Origin of the sequence: Streptomyces sp. Z26 (assembly GCF_003665095.1) — a bacterium.
GTDB lineage: Bacteria > Actinomycetota > Actinomycetes > Streptomycetales > Streptomycetaceae > Streptomyces > Streptomyces phytohabitans.
In genome coordinates, this window is record NZ_RCHV01000002.1 from 5,294,194 (window position 1) to 5,316,846 (window position 22,653).

Annotated in this window: 17 protein-coding genes and 1 pseudogene; 16 read left to right on the forward strand and 2 right to left on the reverse strand. The window is 72.9% G+C overall.

Annotated features, from left to right (window positions below; translation table 11 throughout):
- The first annotated feature begins 85 nt into the window (after positions 1 to 85).
- The 6 genes from D7M15_RS23015 to D7M15_RS23040 all read left to right on the forward strand — a co-directional run bounded on the left by D7M15_RS23015 (position 86) and on the right by D7M15_RS23040 (position 8,376).
- A complete protein-coding gene (locus tag D7M15_RS23015) occupies positions 86 to 1,312 on the forward strand; it encodes a DUF4192 domain-containing protein (protein ID WP_121519235.1) in 1,227 nt (408 codons plus the stop codon).
- Positions 1,313 to 1,375: 63 nt separating this feature from the next.
- On the forward strand, positions 1,376 to 2,131 hold the full coding sequence (locus D7M15_RS23020; RefSeq protein ID WP_121519236.1) for an NUDIX domain-containing protein: 756 nt from the start codon (positions 1,376 to 1,378) through the stop codon (positions 2,129 to 2,131).
- An 80-nt stretch (positions 2,132 to 2,211) separates the two neighbouring features.
- A complete protein-coding gene (locus D7M15_RS23025; RefSeq protein ID WP_121519237.1) occupies positions 2,212 to 4,251 on the forward strand; it encodes an ATP-binding cassette domain-containing protein in 2,040 nt (679 codons plus the stop codon).
- Between the two features lie 58 nt (positions 4,252 to 4,309).
- Positions 4,310 to 5,293 carry a FadR/GntR family transcriptional regulator gene (locus D7M15_RS23030; protein WP_121519238.1) on the forward strand — a complete coding sequence of 328 codons (984 nt, stop codon included), beginning with the start codon at positions 4,310 to 4,312 and terminating at the stop codon, positions 5,291 to 5,293.
- A gap of 393 nt (positions 5,294 to 5,686) precedes the next feature.
- Positions 5,687 to 7,303: an RNA polymerase sigma factor gene (locus D7M15_RS23035; protein WP_276314471.1), complete on the forward strand. Its 1,617-nt coding sequence runs from the start codon at positions 5,687 to 5,689 to the stop codon at positions 7,301 to 7,303.
- A 233-nt stretch (positions 7,304 to 7,536) separates the two neighbouring features.
- Positions 7,537 to 8,376, forward strand: coding sequence for a serine protease (locus D7M15_RS23040; protein ID WP_121519240.1), 840 nt, complete (start codon positions 7,537 to 7,539; stop codon positions 8,374 to 8,376).
- A 170-nt stretch (positions 8,377 to 8,546) separates the two neighbouring features.
- On the opposite strand, the gene D7M15_RS23045 is transcribed toward D7M15_RS23040, so the two are convergent.
- Positions 8,547 to 8,777 carry a hypothetical protein gene (locus tag D7M15_RS23045; RefSeq protein WP_121519241.1) on the reverse strand — a complete coding sequence of 77 codons (231 nt, stop codon included), beginning with the start codon at positions 8,775 to 8,777 and terminating at the stop codon, positions 8,547 to 8,549.
- A 431-nt stretch (positions 8,778 to 9,208) separates the two neighbouring features.
- Here D7M15_RS23045 and D7M15_RS23050 point away from each other — a divergent pair, with 431 nt between their 5' ends.
- From D7M15_RS23050 to D7M15_RS23075, 6 genes and pseudogenes are all read left to right on the forward strand, one after another.
- Positions 9,209 to 11,335 carry a DNA topoisomerase IV subunit B gene (locus D7M15_RS23050; RefSeq protein ID WP_121519242.1) on the forward strand — a complete coding sequence of 709 codons (2,127 nt, stop codon included), beginning with the start codon at positions 9,209 to 9,211 and terminating at the stop codon, positions 11,333 to 11,335.
- Between the two features lie 162 nt (positions 11,336 to 11,497).
- Positions 11,498 to 12,061: a DUF1453 domain-containing protein gene (locus tag D7M15_RS23055; RefSeq protein WP_121519243.1), complete on the forward strand. Its 564-nt coding sequence runs from the start codon at positions 11,498 to 11,500 to the stop codon at positions 12,059 to 12,061.
- Positions 12,058 to 13,218 (forward strand): histidine kinase, encoded by a 1,161-nt coding sequence (locus D7M15_RS23060; RefSeq protein ID WP_121519244.1) that lies wholly within the window; start codon positions 12,058 to 12,060, stop codon positions 13,216 to 13,218. Before D7M15_RS23055 ends, D7M15_RS23060 begins: the two co-directional genes overlap by 4 nt.
- Positions 13,215 to 13,985, forward strand: a complete 771-nt coding sequence (locus D7M15_RS23065; protein WP_121519245.1) for a response regulator transcription factor — start codon at positions 13,215 to 13,217, stop codon at positions 13,983 to 13,985. Before D7M15_RS23060 ends, D7M15_RS23065 begins: the two co-directional genes overlap by 4 nt.
- 60 nt (positions 13,986 to 14,045) lie before the next feature.
- Positions 14,046 to 14,495, forward strand: a pseudogene (locus D7M15_RS23070) (DUF485 domain-containing protein); the annotation flags it as partial.
- Between the two features lie 152 nt (positions 14,496 to 14,647).
- Positions 14,648 to 16,234 (forward strand): cation acetate symporter, encoded by a 1,587-nt coding sequence (locus D7M15_RS23075; RefSeq protein WP_121519247.1) that lies wholly within the window; start codon positions 14,648 to 14,650, stop codon positions 16,232 to 16,234.
- On the opposite strand, the gene D7M15_RS23080 is transcribed toward D7M15_RS23075, so the two are convergent.
- Positions 16,212 to 17,954 (reverse strand): sensor histidine kinase, encoded by a 1,743-nt coding sequence (locus D7M15_RS23080; RefSeq protein ID WP_121521262.1) that lies wholly within the window; start codon positions 17,952 to 17,954, stop codon positions 16,212 to 16,214. The two genes, D7M15_RS23075 and D7M15_RS23080, sit on opposite strands and share 23 nt — an antisense overlap.
- Positions 17,955 to 18,195: 241 nt before the next feature.
- On the opposite strand from D7M15_RS23080, the gene D7M15_RS23085 reads away from it, so the two are divergent.
- The 4 genes from D7M15_RS23085 (at position 18,196) to D7M15_RS23100 (ending at position 22,629) form a co-directional block, all read left to right on the forward strand.
- Positions 18,196 to 19,221 carry a LacI family DNA-binding transcriptional regulator gene (locus tag D7M15_RS23085; RefSeq protein WP_121519248.1) on the forward strand — a complete coding sequence of 342 codons (1,026 nt, stop codon included), beginning with the start codon at positions 18,196 to 18,198 and terminating at the stop codon, positions 19,219 to 19,221.
- Between the two features lie 184 nt (positions 19,222 to 19,405).
- On the forward strand, positions 19,406 to 20,773 hold the full coding sequence (locus tag D7M15_RS23090) for an extracellular solute-binding protein (RefSeq protein WP_121519249.1): 1,368 nt from the start codon (positions 19,406 to 19,408) through the stop codon (positions 20,771 to 20,773).
- On the forward strand, positions 20,770 to 21,747 hold the full coding sequence (locus tag D7M15_RS23095; RefSeq protein ID WP_121519250.1) for a sugar ABC transporter permease: 978 nt from the start codon (positions 20,770 to 20,772) through the stop codon (positions 21,745 to 21,747). Before D7M15_RS23090 ends, D7M15_RS23095 begins: the two co-directional genes overlap by 4 nt.
- A gap of 12 nt (positions 21,748 to 21,759) precedes the next feature.
- Entirely contained in the window at positions 21,760 to 22,629 is an 870-nt protein-coding gene (locus tag D7M15_RS23100; RefSeq protein WP_121519251.1) for a carbohydrate ABC transporter permease, read from the forward strand.
- Positions 22,630 to 22,653: the final 24 nt, after the last annotated feature.

The window sequence follows — 22,653 nt, forward strand, 5'->3', positions numbered from 1 at the left end:
CATGACACGTATGACCATCGGATATGGCAGTGCTTCTGTGGACAACTGCCGACATGGAAAGCCCACTTCGGGTCACTCTCGATCCATGAAGAAGCAACGCGGCGAATCAAGCCCTCACGGCCCGCTCCCCGGAACGACCCGTCCTGAGATCTCCGTGCGCGGTTCGGCGGAACTGGCCGACGCACTGCCCTACTTGCTGGGCTTCCAGCCGGACGACTCGATCGTCCTCGTCGCCCTCCACGGGCAGCGGGGTCGCTTCGGCGGCAGGCTGAGGATCGGAATCCCGGCAGCTCCCGACGAATGGCCCGCCGTGGCGGACCAGCTCGCGGTCTGTCTCAGGGGGAACTCCCTGGCGGGCGGCGCCACACCGCAGGGAGCGTTGTTGTTCCTCTGCCGGGAGCCGGCCGACGGCGAGAAGGGGCAGGACGTGATGGAGCGGCTGCGTCCGCTGGCGCAGCGCCTCCGAGTGGCCTGTGGTGCGCTCGACATGCCCGTCTTCGAGGCGCTCTGCGTCTCCGACGGCAGGTACTGGTCGTACTGCTGCCCGGACCCCACGTGCTGTCCACCGGAGGGAGGCCCGCTCTCCCGGCCCGGCGCCTCGGCCGTGGCCGCCTCGGCCGTCTACGCCGGAATCCGGGTCCGCGGCAGTCAGCGGGAGATGGAGGCAAGGCTGAAACCGCTGGGAGAGCCCCTGCGGGGGCCCCAGGAGCGGGCTCTCGACGAGGCCGCGGCGGCACTCGTACCGCACATGCTCCGGCGCGCCGACCGTGAAGCCGCGGTCGGCAGGACGTTGAGGCTCGCGCGGCAGCTGATGGAGCGCCTGGGCGCGGCCTCGATGGCGGGCGGTGCACCGGGGCAGGCGGTCGCGGACGCGCAGGACGACGCGCTGCTCGGGCCCGAGGAGGCGGCGACCCTGATCGTCGGCCTGCAGGACCGAGCCGCCCGCGACCGGGCGGCGGAGTGGATGGAGGGTCGGGACGCGGCGGGCGCGCTCCGTCTCTGGCGCGCGCTCGCCCGGCGCTGCGTCGGCGCCTACGGCGAGTACGCGGTCCCTCTGCTCAGCCTCGCCGGATGGATCGAGTGGTCGAGCGGCGACGAACCGGCGGCACGTGTCGCGCTGTGCCGGGCACTCGAGACCGATCCGCGCTACCGCTTCGCGCAGTTGCTGCACCGGGCCTGCAACGAAGGGCTCGATCCGGAGCTGCTCCGGCGCTGCATGCGCCAGGAGCGGGCCGTCCGCCGCCGGAAGCGGCGCGGGCGGCCCAGGACGGTGCGCCGCAACGCACCACGCGTACTGCGCGGAGGCGCGTGAAGTGCCGTACGCGGGTGGCTGGAGGGCCCTGTTTATCGTCAGGGAGACGACTATCATCGCGCCATGCCCTACGATCCGTCAGCTTTCCCGCCCTTCGCCGTCACCGTCGACCTGGTCGTGCTCACGGTGCGCGGGCACGCCCTCTGCGCGCTGGCCGTGCGCCGTGGGGAGCAGCCCTACCAGGGGCGTTGGGCGCTGCCTGGAGGGTTCGTCAAGGCGGACGAGGATCTCGCGTCCGCGGCGGCAAGGGAGCTCAACGAGGAGACCGGCCTCCGCGCCCACGAGTCCGGTGACAGCACCACCGAGGCCCACCTGGAACAACTCGCCACCTACGGCGATCCGCAGCGCGACCCGCGGATGCGCGTCGTCAGCGTCGCGCACCTGGTGCTCGCGCCCGACCTGCCCTCGCCCACCCCCGGCGGCGACGCGCACAGCGTCCGCTGGGCACCCGTCGACACGCTCGTCGCCCCGGCCGGAGGGGAAGCGGTGGACGAGGAACAGCCGGGCGCGCTCGCCTTCGACCACGGCCGCATCCTCGCGGACGGGGTGGAGCGCGCGCGGTCGAAGATCGAGTACTCCTCGCTCGCCACCGCGTTCTGCCCGCAGGAGTTCACGGTGGGGGAGCTGCGCCGGGTCTACGAAGCGGTGTGGGGCGTCGCACTCGACCCGCGGAACTTCCATCGCAAGGTGACGGGCACGCCCGGCTTCCTGGTCCCGACCGGAGGGTCGACGACGCGTCAAGGCGGGCGCCCAGCCCAACTGTTCACCGCCGGAGGTGCGACCGTACTGAATCCGCCGATGCTGCGACCCGAGGTCTGACGTTCCGTCCTGCGCGGAAAATCGGACATACAGCGCTATCGTCCCTGGGTGTGCCGTCCCCGCATCCCCCGACGCCAGCGATGATCCAAGCCATCGGACTCACCAGCGTGCCCCGACGGCACGAGCGGCCCCGTGTCGACGACCTCACCTTCGAGGCGTCCGCCGGGCACGTCACCGTACTGCTCGGGCCCCGGGGCGCGGGCAAGACGTCCGCTCTGCGGCTCGTCCTGCGGATCGACAGCGGACGCGGTGTGGCCCTGCTGCGCGGGCGTCCGCTGCACCGGGTCCCGTATCCGGTGCGTGAGGTCGGCGTGCTCCTCGGGGACGTCCCCGGCCATCCGGCCCGTAGCGCCAGGGGGCACCTGCGGATGCTCGCCGCCGTCGCCGGGGTGCCCGTCGAGCGGGCCGACGACCTGCTCGACCTCGTGGGCCTCAGCGGCCTCGCGGACGAGCCGCTCGGTACCTTCTCGCTCGGCATGGACCGTCGGCTCGGCATGGCCGCAGCGCTGCTGGGCGACCCGCACACGCTCGTGCTCGACGAGCCGTGCCGGGGGTTGTCGCCGCGGGAGACGAGCTGGTTCCACGGTCTGCTGCGTGGTTACGCGGACCAGGGCGGAGCCGTTCTCGTCGCCCTCCAGGACCCGCGGGAGGCGGCGCGGATCGCGGACCGCGTCGTCGTCATCGACGACGGTCGGCTGGTCGCGGACCAGGAGGTCGCTGAGTACGCGCGCTCCCGGCTCCGGCCGCGCGTGACCGTCAGCTCGCCGCACGCCGAGCGGCTCGCCACGCTGCTCGGGCGGGAGGCGCGGGACGGCTTCCCGACGGAGGAGCGTCAGCGTCGTACGGGTGAGGCCCCGGACCGTACGCGCGAGACCGTGGAGGTGGTCAGGGAGGGAGGGACACGGCTCTCCGTCTACGGCAGCAACTGCGCGGCGGTCGGTGAGATCGCGTACCGGAACGGCATCCTCGTGCACCGGCTCGCGGACGAGGCGTCCGATGTCGGTGCCACCGCCGACGCCCCGCTGGCACGGGTCGACGGGCGCGAGGTCCGTGACGTCCGGGGGGTCGGCGACCGGAACCCTCGTGCCGCGACGGGAGTTGGCGGTGCCCAGGCTCAGGCAGGCCGCCCCTCGGCCGATCGCCCCCGGATCGACCGGGCGGGGGCCGCGTCGGCGCCGAACCGGGGGGCGCCGGCCGGGACGGCTGCCGACGGCACCGTCTACCGCGCCGGTACGGACGCGCCCCGGCTGCCCGCCGTCCCGCGCCCGGGACCGGCGGCCCCGTTCCGCTACGAGCTGCACCGCATGCTCGGGCTGCGCGCCACCTGGTACGCGATGGGCGCCGCCCTGCTCGTCGCCCTCGCCATGGCGTTCGTCCTGGTCGCCCTGGACAGCAGCCTGTACGGCCACGGGTCCGCGCACCCGCTGCCGCTGCTCGCGGGCTGGCCGCCCGGCCCGGTGTTCCTCCTGCCACCGGCGGCGGTCGTGGCGGGAGCGCTCGGCGCGCTCGCGTACGGGCAGGAGTTCACGTATCCGGCGTTGGCCCCCGCGAACACCCGTGTCCCGCACAGCCCCGGACTCCTCGCCGCCAAGCTCGCCGTGTCCGCCGCGGTCGCGGTCGGCCTCCTCGCCACCACCGCCGCAGTCAACTCCGCGGTCCTCGGCGTGCTGTTCGGCCCCCACGTGCTGGCCGTCCCGGCCGACGCCCCCGCGCCCGCGGCGCAGGCGCTGTCCGTGCTCGCCGTCACCGTCGGCTGCGCCTGGGCGGGTCTGCTCGCGGCCGGTGTCCTCCGCTCGACGCTCGCGGGCCTCGTCGCGCTGCTCGTCGTCCCGCTGCTGCTGATGCCGCCCGTACGGGAGTTGGTGTCCGGCGTCTCCCGGAGCGGTGTCGACGGACTCCTGGACCGGCTCGTACGGTTCACCGTCGCCTCCTGGCCGACCGTCGTCGAGCGCTGGGCACCCGCCTGCTGGCGGCTGCTCGGCCAACCCGTCGGCCAGGCCGCGTTGTTGTCGGCCGTCGTGCTGCTCTTCGGTTATCTGCTAGTGGGACTCCGCTCCCGCGGACGACAGCGCCCCACCCTGGTGCCCAAGCCGCAGAAACGATCGAACACGACGCCCTGAAGCCTGTTTCTTTCCGATAAGGCGTCAATTATGGGAAAGCCAGCGATCACCCTTTCGTGTGCTTTTCACCAAAGCCCTCAAGCCCGTCCGGAGGGCCGCCGACAAAGCTCACGTGACTACCCTTGCGCACTCCACGATGACCGCGGCCCGCCCCCTCGACTCCGGCCTCGGCGGCCCGGCCGAGTCCGACCGCTACGCGTACGCCGAGTCCTCCGGTTCGGCGCGTACGACCACCAACCTCCCGGCCTGGGACGGTCCGGAGACCGACATGGGTCGGCCCGGCCGTCGCACCGCGGGCAGCCGGGGCCGCGGCCTGCACGGCCAACTCGTCCAGCAGCTCGGCCAGATGATCGTCTCCGGCGACCTGGGTGCCGACCGTCCGCTGGTCCCGGAGGAGATCGGCCAGCGCTTTGAGGTCTCCCGCACCGTCGTCCGCGAATCGCTCCGGGTCCTGGAGGCCAAGGGCCTCGTCAGCGCCCGCCCCAACGTCGGCACCCGCGTCCGCCCGGTGAGCGACTGGAACCTCCTCGACCCCGACATCATCGAGTGGCGCGCCTTCGGCCCCCAGCGTGAGGACCAGCGCCGCGAACTCTCCGAACTCCGCTGGACGATCGAGCCCCTCGCGGCCGGGCTCGCCGCCGGTCGCTGCCGCGACGAGGTGCAGCAGCGTCTCGCGGACATGGTCGGCATCATGGCCCAGGCCCTCGGCCAGGGCGACTCGTTGACGTTCTCGCGCGCCGACGCGGAGTTCCACACCCTCCTGCTCCAGTCCGCCGGGAACCGCATGATGGAGCACCTCTCCGGCATCGTGTCCTCCGCGCTCCAGGTCTCGGGCGGCCCGACCGCCGGTTGCGTACGTCCGAGCGAGACGGCCGTCGCCCAGCACCGCCAGATCGTCGAGGCGTTGGCGTCCGGCGAGTCGGCCGCCGCCGAGAACGCGACGCGTCAACTCCTCGCCTCCCACGGTGAGGCCCCCGCAGCCGCGCAGTCCGGCGCCCCGGGTGGCGCGGACCACGTGGTGCCCGCGCCGCGCGAGCACTGAGCGCTCCCGGGTGGTGCGCCCGCAGCGCCGTCGGAGTCCCCGGCGGCGCTGCCGCATGTGGGTGGGGCGGGACGGGACGCGGGGCGTGCCCGTACGCCCGCCCGTGCCGGGGCTGCCGACACGGGCGGCAGGAGACGCCCGTGCCGACAGCCGGTCCGTGAAAGATCCGGCTTCGTCCGAATCTCACCGCATACGGGCCGATACTGGGTGTGACTCGGGCCACGTGGATAGCACGTAACGCTTCGCGCCGCAGCGCGATGACTCAAGAGGTGACAGCCGAGAAGGGAATACGGGGGCCGTGTCGGCCGCTGTAGAGCTTCCCGGTACAGCCCGCGCCGTCGGTAGCCAGCTCCACCGGCGGTCCGCCATTTCCATCGTTCCGAGAGGTTGTTCGTGTCGGCCAGCACATCCCGTACGCTCCCTGCGGAGATCGCCGAGTCCGAGTCTGTGATGGCGCTCATCGAGCGGGGAAAGGCTGAGGGGCAGATCGCAGGCGACGACGTGCGTCGGGCCTTCGAGGCTGACCAGATTCCGCCAACCCAGTGGAAGAACGTTCTGCGCAGCCTCAACCAGATCCTCGACGAGGAGGGTGTGACGCTGATGGTGAGTGCCGCAGAGGCGCCCAAGCGCACCCGTAAGAGCGTCGCAGCGAAGACCCCGGCCAAGCGCACCGCCACCAAGACGGTCACGACGAAGGCCGTCCCGGCCAAGAAGCCCGCGCCGGTCGCGGCCGAGGGCGATCCGGCCCCGACCGCCGGGGTGAACGGCGTCGCGGAGTCCGCGGCCGGGGACGCCCCCGCCCGGAAGACCGCCGCCAAGAAGACGGCGACGGCGAAGAAGACCGCCGCCAAGAAGACGGCCAAGAAGGCCGCCCCCGCCAAGAAGGCCGCCGCCGCGACGAAGACCGCGGGCGGGAAGAAGTCCGTCGTCGACGAGCTGCTGGAAGGCGGCGAGGAGACTCCGGAGGAGGCGCTCGCCAAGCCGGGCAAGCCCGGTGAGGCGGACGGCCCGGCGCCCGAGGGCAAGAACGAGAACGAGGGTTTCGTCCTCTCCGACGACGACGAGGACGACGCCCCCGCCCAGCAGGTCGCCGCCGCCGGTGCCACCGCGGACCCGGTCAAGGACTACCTCAAGCAGATCGGCAAGGTCCCCCTCCTCAACGCCGAGCAGGAGGTGGAGCTGGCCAAGCGCATCGAGGCCGGGCTCTTCGCCGAGGACAAGCTCGCCGCGGAGGACAAGCTCGCGCCGAAGCTCGAACGCGAGCTGGAGATCATCGCCGAGGACGGCCGCCGGGCCAAGAACCACCTGCTGGAGGCCAACCTCCGGCTCGTGGTCTCGTTGGCCAAGCGCTACACGGGCCGCGGCATGCTGTTCCTGGACCTCATCCAGGAGGGCAACCTCGGTCTGATCCGCGCGGTCGAGAAGTTCGACTACACCAAGGGCTACAAGTTCTCGACCTACGCGACGTGGTGGATCAGGCAGGCCATCACCCGCGCGATGGCCGACCAGGCCCGCACCATCCGTATCCCGGTGCACATGGTCGAGGTCATCAACAAACTCGCGCGCGTGCAGCGCCAGATGCTCCAGGACCTGGGCCGTGAGCCCACCCCGGAGGAGCTGGCCAAGGAGCTGGACATGACGCCCGAGAAGGTCGTCGAGGTCCAGAAGTACGGTCGCGAGCCCATCTCGCTGCACACCCCGCTCGGTGAGGACGGGGACAGCGAGTTCGGTGACCTGATCGAGGACTCCGAAGCGGTCGTCCCGGCGGACGCGGTCAGCTTCACGCTCCTCCAGGAGCAGCTGCACTCCGTGCTGGACACGCTCAGCGAGCGCGAGGCCGGTGTGGTCTCGATGCGCTTCGGCCTCACCGACGGCCAGCCGAAGACGCTGGACGAGATCGGCAAGGTCTACGGCGTGACCCGCGAGCGCATCCGCCAGATCGAGTCCAAGACGATGTCGAAGCTGCGTCACCCGTCGCGTTCCCAGGTCCTCCGGGACTACCTGGACTGACGGCTCAGCGCCGCCACCGCGCGGCGCCTCGCGTACGAGGGCCGCCGCCCGCACCCGGGCGGCGGCCCTCGCGCGTGCCCGTACGGCGGGCCCGTCACCACGCGCCCGTACGGCAGGCGGGTGCCGTGGGCGCGCGCGGTCCGCCCGTCCGGCTGCCGCCCGTTCGAGATGCGGGGCGCCTCCGACGGGCTGACCCTGGGTGGTCACGTGCTCCCGTACGGACAGGAGATCGCATGCGCCCTCGTCCACGCCGCTCCCCCCGCCCGCTCCTCTGCCTCGTGCCCCTGCTGCTGACCGCGCTGGTCGCGGCCGGTACGCCGGAGACGGACCGGGTGGTGGTGGGCGGCCAGCCGGTCAGCGTCGCCGAACATCCCTGGGTCGTGGCACTCGCCAGCCGGGACCGCTTCGGGGACGAGCGCTCCGGGCAGTTCTGCGGCGGAGCCGTCGTCGGCACCCGAACGGTCGTCACCGCGGCGCACTGCCTCAGCCCGGAGGTGCTCGGTACGGACCGGGCGAAGGTCCGCGACCTGCGGGTGATCTCGGGCCGCGACGACCTCGGGGGCGACGCGGGCAAGGAGACCGCGCCCGCGAAGGTGTGGGTCAACCCGGACTACGACGCCCGTACGAACGAGGGCGACGTCGCCGTCCTCACCCTCGACGCGCCGCTCCCCGCGTCCGCGGTGATCGACGTCGCGGGCTCCGGCGACGCCGCGTACGAGCCGGGGACGCGGGCCACCGTCTACGGCTGGGGTGACACCAGCGGGAGCGGCAGCTACCCGTCCCGGCTGCTCGCCGCCGGGGTGGACGTGCTGGCCGACCGGGTCTGCGAGCGCGCGTATCCGGGCAGCGCGGACGGTACGTACCGGGCGGACTCGATGCTGTGCGCCGGGGTCGCCGGTGGTGGCCGCGACGCCTGCCAGGGCGACTCGGGCGGCCCGCTGGTCGCGCGCGGGCGGCTGGTCGGGCTCGTGTCGTGGGGCGCGGGCTGCGGGGAACGGGGGCGGCCCGGCGTGTACACGCGGCTGTCCGACGTGCTCCCGCTCGTCCGGCAGCACGGGCGCGACGTGCCCTGAGGCGGGACGGGGCCGCCCCGCACCGCGCCCGAGGGCGCGGACACCGCGGGCGCGGACACGACGACGGGCGGCCACTCCGGGGTTCCGGGGTGGCCGCCCGCCGCATTGCCGGCCCTGGGCCGGTCCGAGCTCGTCGGTTTGGGACGTGCTGCGTCAGGTGCGACGGACCGTCATCGGCCGTCGTCGTCCGCTGTGGCAGGAGTCGCGGTCAGCTTCTCCGTCTCGTCCTGTATCTCTGCGGCGATCTTCTTGAGTTCTGGCTCGAACTTGCGGCCGTGGTGGGCGCAGAACAGCAGCTCTCCACCGCTGAGAAGCACGACGCGCAGGTAGGCCTGCGCGTTGCAGCGGTCGCATCGGTCAGCGGCCGTCAGCGGGGTCGCGGGTGTCAGAACAGTAGTCACGTCGCCTCTTCTCTAGCTCGACGAGCTGTCGTACCAGGGTCAACATCCAACCAGGCCGAAAACGTTCCCGCTCCGGGCTTCCCCCGTGGAGATTTCACTCTGGGAGAACTCCACGGACTGGCCGATGCTGCCGGGTGGCGGCGAATGAGCCGTTTTACGTCGGTTGCTTGCTGTTCACGTTGTCTGGCGGTTGTTGTCTGGTTGTCGATCCCCGAACCGGATACCGGTTCGTTCATGAGGACGTGCCCGGAGCCTAAATGGTTCATGCCTCAAAGGGAACGCGATGTGCCTGTCAGCACAGTTGGGACTCGAACGCGCATGCGATACTCGCCCCGTACTGAGCGCCCCGCACACGCGCTGTCCTGGGCATCGGTACTCTCTGACGGCAACACAGCCACCACCGAAGCAGAATTCAGCGAGGAGCGAACCGCGTGACCGCCGAGACGTCCGTGCCGTCGTCCACCGCCCTGCTGTCCGGAGCGGACCGCGACGGCGGCTCCAACTACACCGCTCGGCACCTGCTGGTCCTCGAAGGACTCGAAGCGGTGCGCAAGCGCCCCGGGATGTACATCGGCTCGACCGACAGCCGGGGTCTGCTGCACTGCCTCTGGGAGATCATCGACAACTCCGTCGACGAGGCGCTCGGCGGCCACTGCGACCGTATCGACGTGACCCTCCACGAGGACGGCTCCGTCGAGGTGCGGGACAACGGGCGCGGCATCCCCGTCGACGTGGAGCCCAAGACCGGGCTGTCCGGCGTCGAGGTCGTGATGACCAAGCTGCACGCGGGCGGCAAGTTCGGCGGCGGCTCGTACGCCGCTTCCGGCGGTCTGCACGGCGTCGGCGCCTCCGTGGTCAACGCGCTGTCCGCGCGGCTCGACGTGGAGGTGGACCGCGACGGCCGTACGCACTCGGTGAGCTTCCGGCGGGGCGTGCCCGGCATCTTCACCGAGTCCGGGCCGGACGCGCCGTTCGACCCGTCGGGCGGGCTGCTCCAGGGGAAGAAGATCCCCAAGAGCCGTACGGGCACCCGTGTCCGCTACTGGGCGGACCGGCAGATCTTCCTCAAGGACGCCCGCCTGTCCCTGGAGACGCTGCACGGGCGGGCCCGCCAGACGGCGTTCCTGGTGCCCGGCCTGACGCTCGTCGTACGGGACGAGCGCGGCCTGGACGGCGAGCCGCCCGCCGAGGAAGTCTTCCGCTACGACGGCGGGATCAGCGAGTTCTGCGAGTACCTGGCGCAGGACCGGCCCGTGTGCGACGTGCTGCGCCTCCAGGGCGAGGGCACGTTCAAGGAGACCGTCCCCGTCCTGGACGACCGCGGCCACATGATCCCGACGGAGGTGCAGCGCGAGCTGACCGTCGACATCGCGTTGCGCTGGGGCACCGGTTACGACACCACGGTCCGCTCGTTCGTGAACATCATCGCGACGCCCAAGGGCGGCACCCACGTGTCGGGCTTCGAGCGCTCGCTGACGCGGACGGTGAACGACGTGCTGCGCGCGTCGAAGCTGCTGCGCGTGGCCGAGGACGACGTGGCGAAGGACGACGCGACGGAGGGCCTGACGGCGGTCGTGACCGTACGGCTCGCGGAGCCGCAGTTCGAGGGGCAGACCAAGGAGGTGCTGGGCACCTCGGCCGCGTCGCGGATCGTGTCGCAGGTGGTGGCCCGGGAGCTGAAGGGCTTCCTGACGTCGACGAAGCGGGACGACAAGCAGCAGGCCCGTTCCGTGCTGGACAAGGTCGTCGCGGCGGCCCGTACGCGCATCGCGGCGCGGCAGCACAAGGAGGCGCAGCGGCGCAAGACCGCCCTGGAGTCCTCCGCGCTGCCCGCGAAGCTGGCGGACTGCCGGAGCGACGAGGTGGAGCGTACGGAGCTGTTCATCGTGGAGGGCGACTCCGCGCTGGGTACGGCGAAGGTGGCGCGGAACTCGGAGTTCCAGGCGCTGCTGCCGATCCGCGGCAAGATCCTCAACGTCCAGAAGTCGTCCGTCTCGGACATGCTGAAGAACGCCGAGTGCGGTTCGATCATCCAGGTCATAGGAGCGGGTTCCGGACGGACCTTCGACATCGACCAGGCCCGCTACGGCAAGGTGATCTTCCTCGCCGACGCGGACGTCGACGGCGCGCACATCCGCTGCCTGCTGCTCACCCTCTTCCAGCGCTACATGCGCCCGATGGTCGAGCAGGGCCGGGTCTTCTCCGCCGTGCCGCCGCTGCACCGGGTGGAGCTGACGCACCCGAAGAAGGGCCAGGACAAGTACGTGTACACGTACTCGGACAACGAGCTGCGGCAGACCCTGCTGGAGCTGGAGCGCACCGGCGTCCGCTACAAGGACTCCGTCCAGCGCTACAAGGGCCTCGGGGAGATGGACGCCGACCAGCTCGCGGAGACCACCATGGACCCGCGGCACCGCACCCTGCGGCGGATCAACATCAGCGACCTGGAGGCCGCCGAGGAGGCGTTCAGCCTCCTGATGGGGAACGACGTGGCGCCGCGGCGCGAGTTCATCACCGGGTCGGCGGCGACGCTGGACCGGTCGCGCATCGACGTCTGACCCGGCCGGGCACCGCGCGGGCCCGTGCCTCCACCCGTGGGTGGAGTCACCGCCCGGCGGAATCCACCCCGCCCCCACCCGGGAGCCGATCCGCCGCCGGGCGGTGCTCCGTAGCGTCGAGGACGTCGGAGAAGTCCCTCGGCCTACGGAGGCGGGTGTGTCATGGGTGGTGTGCCGGACGGTGTGGTGGTCCTCGGGATCGCCGTGGTCGTGGCGGTCGCGCAGCTGCGACCGCAGCGCGTGAGCACGGAGGCGCGGGCCTGGTGGGTGCTGCCCGCCGTGCTGGTGATCGCGACGGTGGACGACGGCGGGCTGACCGACCCGCGGCACCGTACGGTGTCCGCCCTGCTGCTCGTCGCCACGGTGCTGGCCGGTGCCGCGATCGGTGTCGCGTGGGCGTGGACGGCGCGGGTGTGGCGGGACGACGACGGGGCGTACTGGGCGCGGGGGCGCGGCGCGACGCTCGCCGTGTGGGCGGTCGGCGTGCTGGTGGGCGCCGTACCGCACGGGCTGGCCGCGCTCGCCGGGGTGCGGCACGGGAACGGTACCGCCATGCTGGCTCTCGCGGCGACGCTGCTGACGCGCAGCGCCGTGGTGATCCTCCGTACGGGCGGGCTCGGCGCGCTCCTCCGGTCGGCGCACGACGCGCACGGGGGCCCGTACGGTCCGGGGCACGCGCACGGCGCGTACGGCGGCGGACACGGGAAGGAGCAGGCGCTCCGGTGAACCGATGGCTGGCGTGGCCCCTGCGCGAGGCACTGTCCGGAGAGGGCGTGCCCCGCGCGCGGCGCGTGCTCGACCTGCTGGGCTGGCTCTCCCTGGGCGGCTGGCTGACCTGGCGGACCGTCCGGGACGCGCGGCCCGACCTGTGGGGCTGCGTCGCGCTGGCGGCCGTACTGGCCTGCGTGGCCGCCGCCCTGTGCGCCTTCCACGCCGCCACCACCCGGCACCGGCTGCTGCCCGCGCTCGGCCACCTGTCGGTGATCGCCGCCGCGGGCGGGTGCGCGTTGGCCGCCGGGGCCGAGGTGACCGCGCTGGTGCTGTGGATCGCGGTCGCGGCGGTGGCGATGCGGCGGCTGCCGTTCGCGGCGTCGCTCCCGGCGGCGCTCGTGCCGATGGGCGGGTACGCGCTGACCGGCTTCGGCGACCTGGTCGAGGTGGTGGTGCTCGTCGGCGTGACCCTGCTGTCGGGCTACACCATCCGGCTGGACGCCGAGGCCCGCGGCACCGGCTTCCAGCTGCTGGCCCAGGAGCGGGCCGCGCGCGAGGCGGAGGCCGAGTCGGCCGCGCTGGCCGAACGGGCCCGTATCGCACGGGAGATGCACGACATCCTGGCGCACAGCCTCAGCGCCCAGCTGGTGCACCTGGAGGCGGCGCGGCTGCTGATCGAACGCGGCGGGCGGCCCGACGCCGTACTGGAACGTGTCGTCGTCGCCCGCGGCATGGCCCGCGAGGGGCTGGCGGAGACCCGGCAGGCGCTCTCGGCGTTGCGGGGCGAGCTGGTGCCGGTGGACGAGTTCCTGCGGACGGTGACCGGCCACGAGGGGGTGCGGCTGGAGATCACGGGGGAGCCGCGCCCGCTGCCCGCCGAGGCGGGCCTCGCGGTGCGCAGGGTCGCGCAGGAGGCGTTGACGAACGCGCGCAAGCACGCCCCGGGCGCGCGGGTGCGCGTACGGCTGGACTACGTCCGCGCGGACGAGGTGGTCCTGGAGGTACGGGACACGGGCGCCTCCGGGCCGGGCGAACTGGCGGCGTCCGGCGGCGGGTACGGTCTGGTGGGGATGCGGGAGCGCGCCGAACTGCTCGGCGGCACGCTGGAGTCGGGCCCGTACGAGGGGCCGGACGGAAGGGGGTTCGCGGTGCTGCTGCGGGTGCCCGTATGACGGGGCGGAGCGGGCGGGCGGACCGGCCGGGGGACGCGGGGCCGTCGGGCGGGGTGGAACGGTCGGGCGGGGCGCGGCGGCCGGAGACGGCGCGGGTGCTGGTGGCCGAGGACCAGACCGTGGTGCGCGAGGGGCTGGTGCTGATGCTGGGGCTGCTGCCCGGCGTCGAGGTCGTCGGCGCGGCGGCGGACGGCGAGGAGGCCGTGCGCCTCGTCGCCCGGCTCGATCCGGACGTGGTGCTGATGGACCTGCGCATGCCGCGCTGCGACGGCGTGGAGGCGACGCGGCGGGTGCGGGCGGAGCATCCCCGTACGCAGGTCGTGGTGCTCACGACCTATGACGACGACGACTCGCTGTTCCCCGCGCTGCGCGCCGGGGCCCGCGGCTACCTGACGAAGGACGCCGACGCGGACGCCGTCCTGCGGGCCGTCGACGCCGTCCTGTCCGGCGAGGCGGGGCTCGCGGCCTCGGTGCAGGCGCGGCTGCTGGACCGACTGGCGTACGGCACGGCGCCGGACGGGGCGCCGCGCGAGGACACGGCCGCCGCCACGGGCGCCTGGTCCGGTGGGCCGGACGGGTTGACGGAGCGCGAGACGGAGGTGCTGGCGCTGATCGCGGAGGGCCTGAGCAACCAGGAGGTCGCCCGCGCCCTGCACATCGGCACCGCGACGGTGAAGACGCACATCAACAACCTCTTCGCGAAGACCGGCGTACGGGACCGCGCCCAGGCCGTGCGGTACGCGTACCGACACGGCATTGTCACCTGAACGAGTGGTGCGCACCGTATTGCCCCCTCCGCGGCCCCGCGGACGTGCCCATCCTTGAGCATGCCCATCGACGATCCCTGGCACGACGACCTCGCCTCCGGCCGGGCGGAGGAGCCCCGGCCGCCCGCCTCAGGTCCGCCCGATCCGCCGCACCCGGACCAGGACGGGAGCGCGCCGCCCCGGCCCCACCCCGAGGCGTCCGCCGCCGTCTACCTGACGGTGCAGCGCAGCGCCGCCTTCCAGCGCGTGCGCGGGAGTTACCGGCGCTTCGCGGTGCCCGCCACGGTCGCGTTCCTCGGCTGGTATCTCGCGTACGTCGTGGTGGCGACCGCCGCGCCCGACCTGATGGCGCGCCGGGTGCACGGGGTGCTGAACGTGGGCATGGTGGCCGGACTCGCGCAGTTCGCCACGACGTTCCTGCTGACGTGGGCGTACGTGCGGCACGCGCGTCGGCACCGGGACCGTGCCGCGCTCGAACTGCGCTGGGAGACGCAGGACATGACGCGCGGCGCCGCCGCGGCGGCCGGTGCGGCGTACGCACCGGACCCGGCGTACGTACCGGGCGCGTCGCCCGTGGCGGACCCGGTGGACGGACCCGACGCGCCGTACGTGCCGGACGGCGCCACCGGTGAACACGCCGTACGGGAACGGGAGTCCGTCCGTTGACCGGTAGCCACCAGACGCTCACCCTGCTCCTCTTCGGGGCCTTCGTCGCCGCCACGCTCGCCATCACGCGCTGGGCCGCGTCCCGACGGCAGGGCTCCTCGGTGGAGTTCTACGCGGGCGGGCGCATGTTCTCACCCATGGAGAACGGATTCGCCCTCGCCGGGGACTACATGTCCGCCGCGTCCTTCCTCGGCATCACGGGGCTGATCGCCCTGTTCGGGTACGACGGGATGCTCTACTCCGTCGGCTTCCTCGTCGCCTGGCTCGTCGTGCTGATCCTCGTCGCCGAACTCGTCCGCAACTGCGGCCGGTTCACGCTCGCCGACGTCGTCGCGGCGCGCGTGCGGGAGCGGCCCGTACGGATCGCCATGGGTGCCTCGTCCGTCACCGTGTCGGTGCTCTACCTGGTCGCCCAGATGGTCGGCGCCGGCACCCTCGTGGCGATGCTCTCCGTCGGCGCCGGTGGGGCGGCGCGCAGCGCGGCGGTGATCGGCGTCGGCGTGCTGATGGTCGTCTGCGTCGCCTTCGGCGGGATGCGGGCGACCACCTGGATCCAGATCGTCAAGGCCGCGCTGCTGACGTGCTGCGCCGTCGCCCTGACCGTGCTGGTGCTGGCGCGCTTCGCGGGCGACCCGGGCGCGCTGCTCTCCGCCGCCGCCGAACGCAGCGGCCACGGCGGCGACTTCCTCGCCCCCGGCCTCCGCTACGGCGGCGACTGGACGGCGCGGCTCGACTTCATCAGCCTGGGTGTCGCGCTGGTGCTGGGCACCGCCGGGCTGCCGCACATCCTGTCGCGCTTCTACACGGTGCCGACGGCGCGTGCCGCCCGCCGTTCCGTGGTCTGGTCGATCGGGCTGATCGGCGGCTTCTACCTGATGACGATCGTGCTCGGCTTCGGCGCCGCCGCCCTGGTCGGTTCGGGCGAGGTGCGTGACGCCAACGCGGCGGGGAACACGGCCGTTCCGCTGCTCGCGGAGGAGCTGGGCGGCGGCGCGGGCTCGACGGGCGGTTCGGCGCTGCTCGCGGTCGTGGCGGCGGTCGCGTTCGCCACGATCCTCGCGGTCGTCGCCGGGGTGACGCTCTCCGCGTCGGCCGCCGTTTCCCACGACCTGTACGCGTCGCTGAGCAGTCGCCGCCGCTACGGCGAGGTCGCCGTGGGCCGGGCCGCCGCCGTCGGCACCGGCGTGCTCGCCATCGGGCTGGCGCTGCCCGCGCAGAACCTGAACGTCGCGTTCCTGGTCGGCCTGGCCTTCGCGGTCGCCGCGTCCGCGAACCTGCCGGTGCTGCTGTACGCCCTGTTCTGGCGGCGCTTCACCACCAGGGGCGCGGTCTGGTCGGTGTACGGGGGGTTGGTGCCCGCCGTCGTGCTGGTCGTGCTGTCGCCCGTCGTCTCGGGCGGCGGGCAGTCGCTGTTCCCCGGGGTGGACTTCGCGGTTTTCCCGCTGGAGAACCCGGGCCTGGTCTCCATCCCGCTCGGCTTCCTCGCGGGTTGGCTGGGCACGGTCACCTCGCGGGAGGAGCCGGACGCGGCGCGGCACGCGGAGACGGAGGTGCGGTCGCTCACGGGCGCGGGCGCCGCGTAGGCACTCCGGCGGGTGCCGCCGGGGCGGGCCCGTGCCCGCCTTCGGTGGGGCCCCCGGCCCGCGCCGCGTCCCCGGCCGCGCCTCCCTCCGCGCGTGGCTCCGGGCGGAGGGCGTCGGGCAGCACGACGGTGAAGGCGGCGCCGCCGCCCGCCGCCTCACCGACCCGCGCGCTGCCCCCGTGCCGCTCCGCCAGCCGCCGTACGAGCGCCAGCCCGAGGCCGCGTTTGCCGTGCGCGGGCGGGGGCTTGGTGGACCACCCCGCGGCGAAGACCAGCTCGCGCTTCTCGTACGGGACGCCGGGTCCGCTGTCGCACACCCGCAGCCGTAGCCCGGTGCCGTCCCCGCCGGTCGGGCGGTCCGCCGCGTCCACGGGATCGGCCCCCGCCGGGTCCGGGCGGTCGGGGGACTCCGTACCGTCCAGGGGGCACAGTTCCAGCTCCACGCGCGCGTCCGGCGTACCGGCCGCCGCGTCCAGCGCGTTGTCGACGAGGTTGCCGACGACGGTGACGAGTTCGCGCGGGTCGACGAGCCGGTCGGGCAGCCGCGTGCCGGGCGCGACGGTCAGCGCCACGCCCCGCTCCGCGGCCACGGTCGCCTTGCCGACGAGCAGCGCGGCGACCAGCGGGTCGCGTACCCGCCCGGTGATCTGCTCGGCGGTGGCCCGGTGCACGCCGACGGCGTCGGAGACGTAGTCCACGGCGTCCTCGTAGAGGCCGAGTTCGAGCAGGCCGAGCAGCACGTGCAGCCGGTTGGCGTGCTCGTGGTCCTGGGCGCGGAGGGCGTCGATCAGGCCGTGCGAGCTGTCCAACTCGCGGCCCAGCAGCTCCAGTTCGGTGCGGTCGCGGAGGGTGGCTACGGCGCCGCCGTCGTCGGTGGGCATGCGGTTGGCGACGAGCACCCGGCTGCCGCGTACGGTCAGCAGGTCCGCGCCGGTGACCCGGCCCGCGAGCACCTCGGTCGTACGGCCGGGGCCGAGCGCCTCCTCCAGGGGGCGGCCGGTGTCGTCGGGCCGGAGGTCGAGGAGGCGCTGCGCCTCGTCGTTGATCAGGCGGATGCGTTCCTTCCGGTCGAGGGCGACGACCCCCTCGCGGATGCCGTGCAGCATCGCCTCGCGCTCGGACAGCAGCGCGGAGATGTCGGAGAACGCCAGGTCGTGGGTCTGCCTCTGGAGCCGCCGGGACACCAGCAGCGCGGCCAGCGCGCCGACGCCGAGGGCGCCCCCGGCGTACGCCAGCAGCTCGGGTACGGCGGCGAGGAGCCGGTCGTGCACCCCCTCGTAGTCGATGCCGACGGAGACGGCGCCGACGACCCGGCCCCGGCCGTCGCGCAGCGGCACCTTGCCGCGCGCGGAACGGCCCAGCGTGCCCACGTCGATGTGCTCCACCTCGTGTCCGGCGAGGGCGGGGCCGGGGTCGGTGGAGACGCGTTCACCGATGCGCGCGGTGGTGGGGTGCGACCAGCGGACGCCCCGGGCGTCCAGCACGACGACGTAGCTCGCTCCGGACGCGGCCCGCACCCGCTGCGCGCGCCGTTGCACGGGCCCGTCCGGGTCGGGGCCGTCCCGGTCGGTGAGCAGGTCGGCCAGACCGGGCTGGACGGCGGTGGACTGGGCGATCGCCAGCGCGCGCTGGGTGGCGCGGTTGTCGAACTCGGCGCTGAGCGGCGCCAGGAACAGCCCGGTGGCGAGGGCGGTGACGCCGGTGACGATGGCCAGCTGCATCAGCAGCACCTGCGAGAAGACCCGTTTCGGCCAGCCGAGGCGCAGGCGCAGCGGCCGGTGCGCGGGTGGGCGGGGGTGGGGCCGGGGCCGGTGCGGGGGCCGTATGTCCGTTCCGTTCACGTGCGGACCGTAGCCCGTGCGCGGGCCGGAGGGGGATGCCCGTACGGTGGGATGTGGGCGATCTCGCTGGTCCCGGGCCTCTCCGTAAGCGATTTGCGTGTCTTGCGCTAATCTTGCGTGTATGACACGACGACTTGCTCAGGTGGCTCAGAAGGTGGGCGTCAGCGAGGCCACGGTCAGCCGGGTGCTCAACGGTAAGCCGGGTGTCTCGGACGCCACCCGGCAGGCCGTCCTCACCGCCCTGGACGTCCTCGGCTACGAGCGCCCCACGCAGCTGCGCGGCGAACGGGGACGACTCGTCGGCCTCGTCCTCCCCGAGCTCCAGAACCCGATCTTCCCGGCCTTCGCCGAGGCCGTGGGTGGCGCGCTCGCGCAGCAGGGGCTGACCCCGGTGCTGTGCACGCAGACGCCCGGCGGCATCCAGGAGACCGACTACATCGACCTCCTGCTCCAGCAGCAGGTCTCCGGGGTGATCTTCGCGGGCGGGCTCTACGCCCAGGCCGACGCCCCCCACGACCACTACCAACTGCTGGCGGACCGGCGGCTGCCGGTTGTCCTGATCAACGCGGCCATCGCCAAGCTCGACTTCCCGTGCGTCTCCTGCGACGACGCGAGTGCCGTGGAGCAGGCGTGGCGGCACCTGGCGTCGCTCGGCCACGAGCGGATCGGCATGGTGCTCGGCCCCGCCGACCACGTGCCGTCCCGCCGCAAGCTCGACGCGGCGCGGGCCGCCGCGCGCGCGGGGGGCGGCGAGCTGCCGGACGAGTACGTGGCGCGCGCGATGTACTCGCTGGAGGGCGGCCAGGCCGCCACCACCCGCCTGCTGGACCGCGGGGTCACCGGGGTGATCTGCGCCAGCGACCCGATCGCGCTGGGCGCGGTGCGGGCGGCGCGGCGGCGCGGGCTGGACGTGCCGGGTGACCTGTCGGTGATCGGTTACGACGACTCGGCGCTGATGACGTGCGTCGACCCGCCGCTGAGCACCGTACGGCAGCCGATCGAGGCCATGGGTCGCGCGGCGGTGGACCTGCTGACCGCGCAGATCGCCGGGCGCGAGGTGGCGCGGGACGAGCTCCTGTTCGAGCCGGAGCTGGTCGTACGGGCGTCCACCGGGCCCGTCGCGTCGGGTGGTGGGGTCGCGGGCTGAGGCGGACGCACGGGGTGGCCCGGGGGCCGGGGCGGGGAGGTGCATCACCTGCGACGTAGCTGTCGAAATTTTGCAGCTTGCGTTCGAGATATTGCGCCTACGTGTCGACGGTGGTTGAGTGTGCGCCACGCCACAGCAGGGTGCCGTGGCTGCTCACCAGGCATGCCCACGAGGGGAACCACCCATGAGACGCTCCGGGTCCCGCCGTATCCAGTCAGCGCTCACCGCCGCGCTCGCCGCCGCCCTCGTCCTCTCCGCCACCGCCGGGTGCGGCGCGGACGGAGACGAGTCGTCCGACGGCCGGGTCCGGCTGGACGTCAACGGGCAGCCGCCCAGCAGCCAGCAGCACGAGCGGGCCCTCTTCGAGGCGGATGTGAAGGCGTTCGAGAAGGCCAACCCGGACATCGACCTGGTGCCGCACGAGGGCTTCATGGAGCCCGAGACGTTCCGGACCAAGCTGGCCGGGGGCAAGCTGGAGGACGTCTTCTACACGTACTTCACCGACCCGGCCGGGCTGATCGACAAGCGGCAGGTCGCGGACATCACCGACGCGGTGAAGGGGCTGCCGCACTACGGTGACCTCAAGCCGGAGCTGCTGAAGATCTACCAGGACGAAGAGGGCCGCCAGTTCGGCCTCCCCACCGCCAACTACTCGATGGGCCTCGTCTACAACCGGAAGCTGTTCGAGCGCGCCGGTCTCGACCCCGACGAGCCGCCCGCCAGCTGGGACGAGGTACGGGCCGCCGCGAAGCGGATCGCGGGCCTGGGCAAGGGGTACGTGGGCTACGCCGACCTGTCGAAGAACAACCAGGGCGGCTGGCACTTCACCGCCGAGACGTACTCCCGCGGCGGCACCGTCGCGCGGCGCGACGGCGACGGCTGGAAGGCGTCGTTCGACGACGCGCACGGCCGGGACGTCCTCCGGACGCTGCACGACATGCGCTGGAAGGACGACTCCATGGGCAGCAAGCAGCTGCTGGCGGACGCCGACGCGCAGCGCCTGATGGGCGCCGGGAAGCTCGGCATGTACCTCGCCGCGGGTGACAACATCCCCATCGTCGTCAAGGAGTTCGACGGCCGTTACGAGGACTACGGTCTCGCGCCCGTGCCCGGCGGCCGGGGCACGCTGATCGGCGGCGAGGGCTACATGTTCAACGCCAAGGCGTCCCGGGAGCAGATCGAGGCCGGGGTGAAGTGGATCCACTGGCGCTTCCTCACCCCGTCCACCATCGAGCGCACCGCCGCGTGGCACCACGAGCGGAAGCTCCCCGTGGGCCTCCCCGTCGCCCCCACCGCCGACAACTGGAACGGCGCGACCCGGCGGGCCGTGGAGAAGATCAAGAAGGAGCACGCCAACGTCCCCGTGGACAACTACCGTGCGTTCACCGACGCGAACGTACCCGGCGTCATCGAGCCCCCCGAGGCCCAGCAGGTCTACGCCGTCCTCGACAAGACCATGCAGGCGGTCCTCACCGAGGAGGACGCCGACATCCCCGGCCTGCTGGACAGGGCCGAGGACGAGGTCGACCGGATCTACGCGCGCGTCCGATGAGCGCCGCGACGGGCACCCCCGTGAAGTCGCCGCACCCCCCGGCCGCCTCCACCGGGCCGCACGGACCGCACGACCCGGCGGAACGGGAACGGGCGCGGGCGCGGCGCCGCGCACGGCTCGCCGAGCACGTCACCGGGTACGGCTTCCTCTGCGCCGCGCTGATCGTCTTCGCGCTGTTCTCCTGGTATCCGATCGCGCGGAACGTGGCGCTGGCCTTCCAGGAGGTCAACTTCGCGACCGGGAACAGCTGGGTCGGTCTGGAGAACTTCCGGCGGCTGGCGGACGACCCGCTGACCGTCACCGCCTGGCGGAACTCCGCGCTGTTCACCCTCTACGCCCTGCTGCTCGGCTACGCCGTCCCGTTCGTCACCGCGATCGTCGTCAACGAGTTCCGCCACGCCCGCGCGTACTTCCGCGTCCTCGTCTACCTGCCGGTGATGCTCCCGCCCGTGGTCGTCGCGCTGATGTGGAACTGGTTCTACGACCCCGGTCCCGGCCTGGCCAACGAGCTGCTGCGCACGCTGCACCTGCCGACCTCCGCCTGGATCGACTCCGCCGACACCTCGCTCGTCTCCCTCGTCGTCGTCGCCACCTGGGCCAACATGGGCACCACCACGCTGATCTACCTGGCGGCGCTCCAGACCATCCCCGGCGAGCTGTACGAGGCGGCCGAGCTGGACGGCGCGAACCTGTGGCAGCGCGTACGGCACGTGACGATCCCGCAGACCCGCCTCGTGCTGCTGATCCTCATGCTGCTCCAGATCGTCGCCACGATGCAGGTGTTCACCGAGCCGTTCGTGATGACCGGCGGCGGACCCGACGACTCCACCGTCACCGTGATGCTCCTGATCTACCGCCACGCCTTCGTCTACGACGACTTCGGCACCGCCAGCGCGCTCAGCCTCCTGCTGCTGATCGTCCTGGGCCTGTTCTCCGCCGCGTACCTGCGGCTCACCCGTACCCGCGAGACGTGAGGAACGGACGCGATGCGCACCCTGATCCGACCGGCCGTGCTCCGCACGCGGCGCGGCAGGACCGTCTACTGGTCCGTCCTCGCGCTCGTCCTCCTCCTCTTCACCGCCGCCTTCGTCATCCCGCTGTACTGGATGGGGACCGGCGCGATGAAGAGCGCGCGGGAGGCGGCGCAGAGCCCGCCCACGTACGTGCCGCACGAGTGGCACCCCGGGAACTTCGCCGAGGCGTGGCAGGAACTCGACCTGACGCGCTACTTCCTGAACACCCTGCTCCTCGTCGGCGGCGCCTGGCTGTTCCAGCTCGCGGTGCAGATCCCCGCCGCGTACGCGCTGTCCAAGCTGCGCCCGCGCTACGGGAACGTGGTGCTGGGGCTGATGCTCGTCACGCTGATGATGCCGGTGACGGCGCTGCTCGTGCCCGTCTACCTGACGGTCGTGGACGTGCCGCTGCTCGACCTCAACCTGATCGACACCCCCTGGGCGGTCTGGCTGCCCGCCGGGGCCAACGCGTTCAACGTCTACATCCTGAAGAACTTCTTCGACCGCGTCCCCGACGAACTCCTCGACGCCGCCCGCATCGACGGCGCCGGGCCCGTCACCACCATGGTCCGCGTCGTGCTGCCGCTGTCCCGGCCGATCATCGCCGTCGTCTCCATCCTGTCCATCGTCACGGCCTGGAAGGACTTCGTCTGGCCGCTCGTGGTCCTCCCGGACCCGGCGCACCAGCCGATCAGCGTCTTCCTCCAACGCGTCGCCCCCGACGTGCCGTTGAACATCCTCGTCGCCGGACTCGTCCTGGCCAGCGCCCCGTTGATCGCGCTGTTCCTCGTCTTCCAGCGGCAGATCCTGTCCGGCCTCACCGCCGGCAGCCTGAAGGGCTGACCTCCGCACGCTCCCCGACGGTCC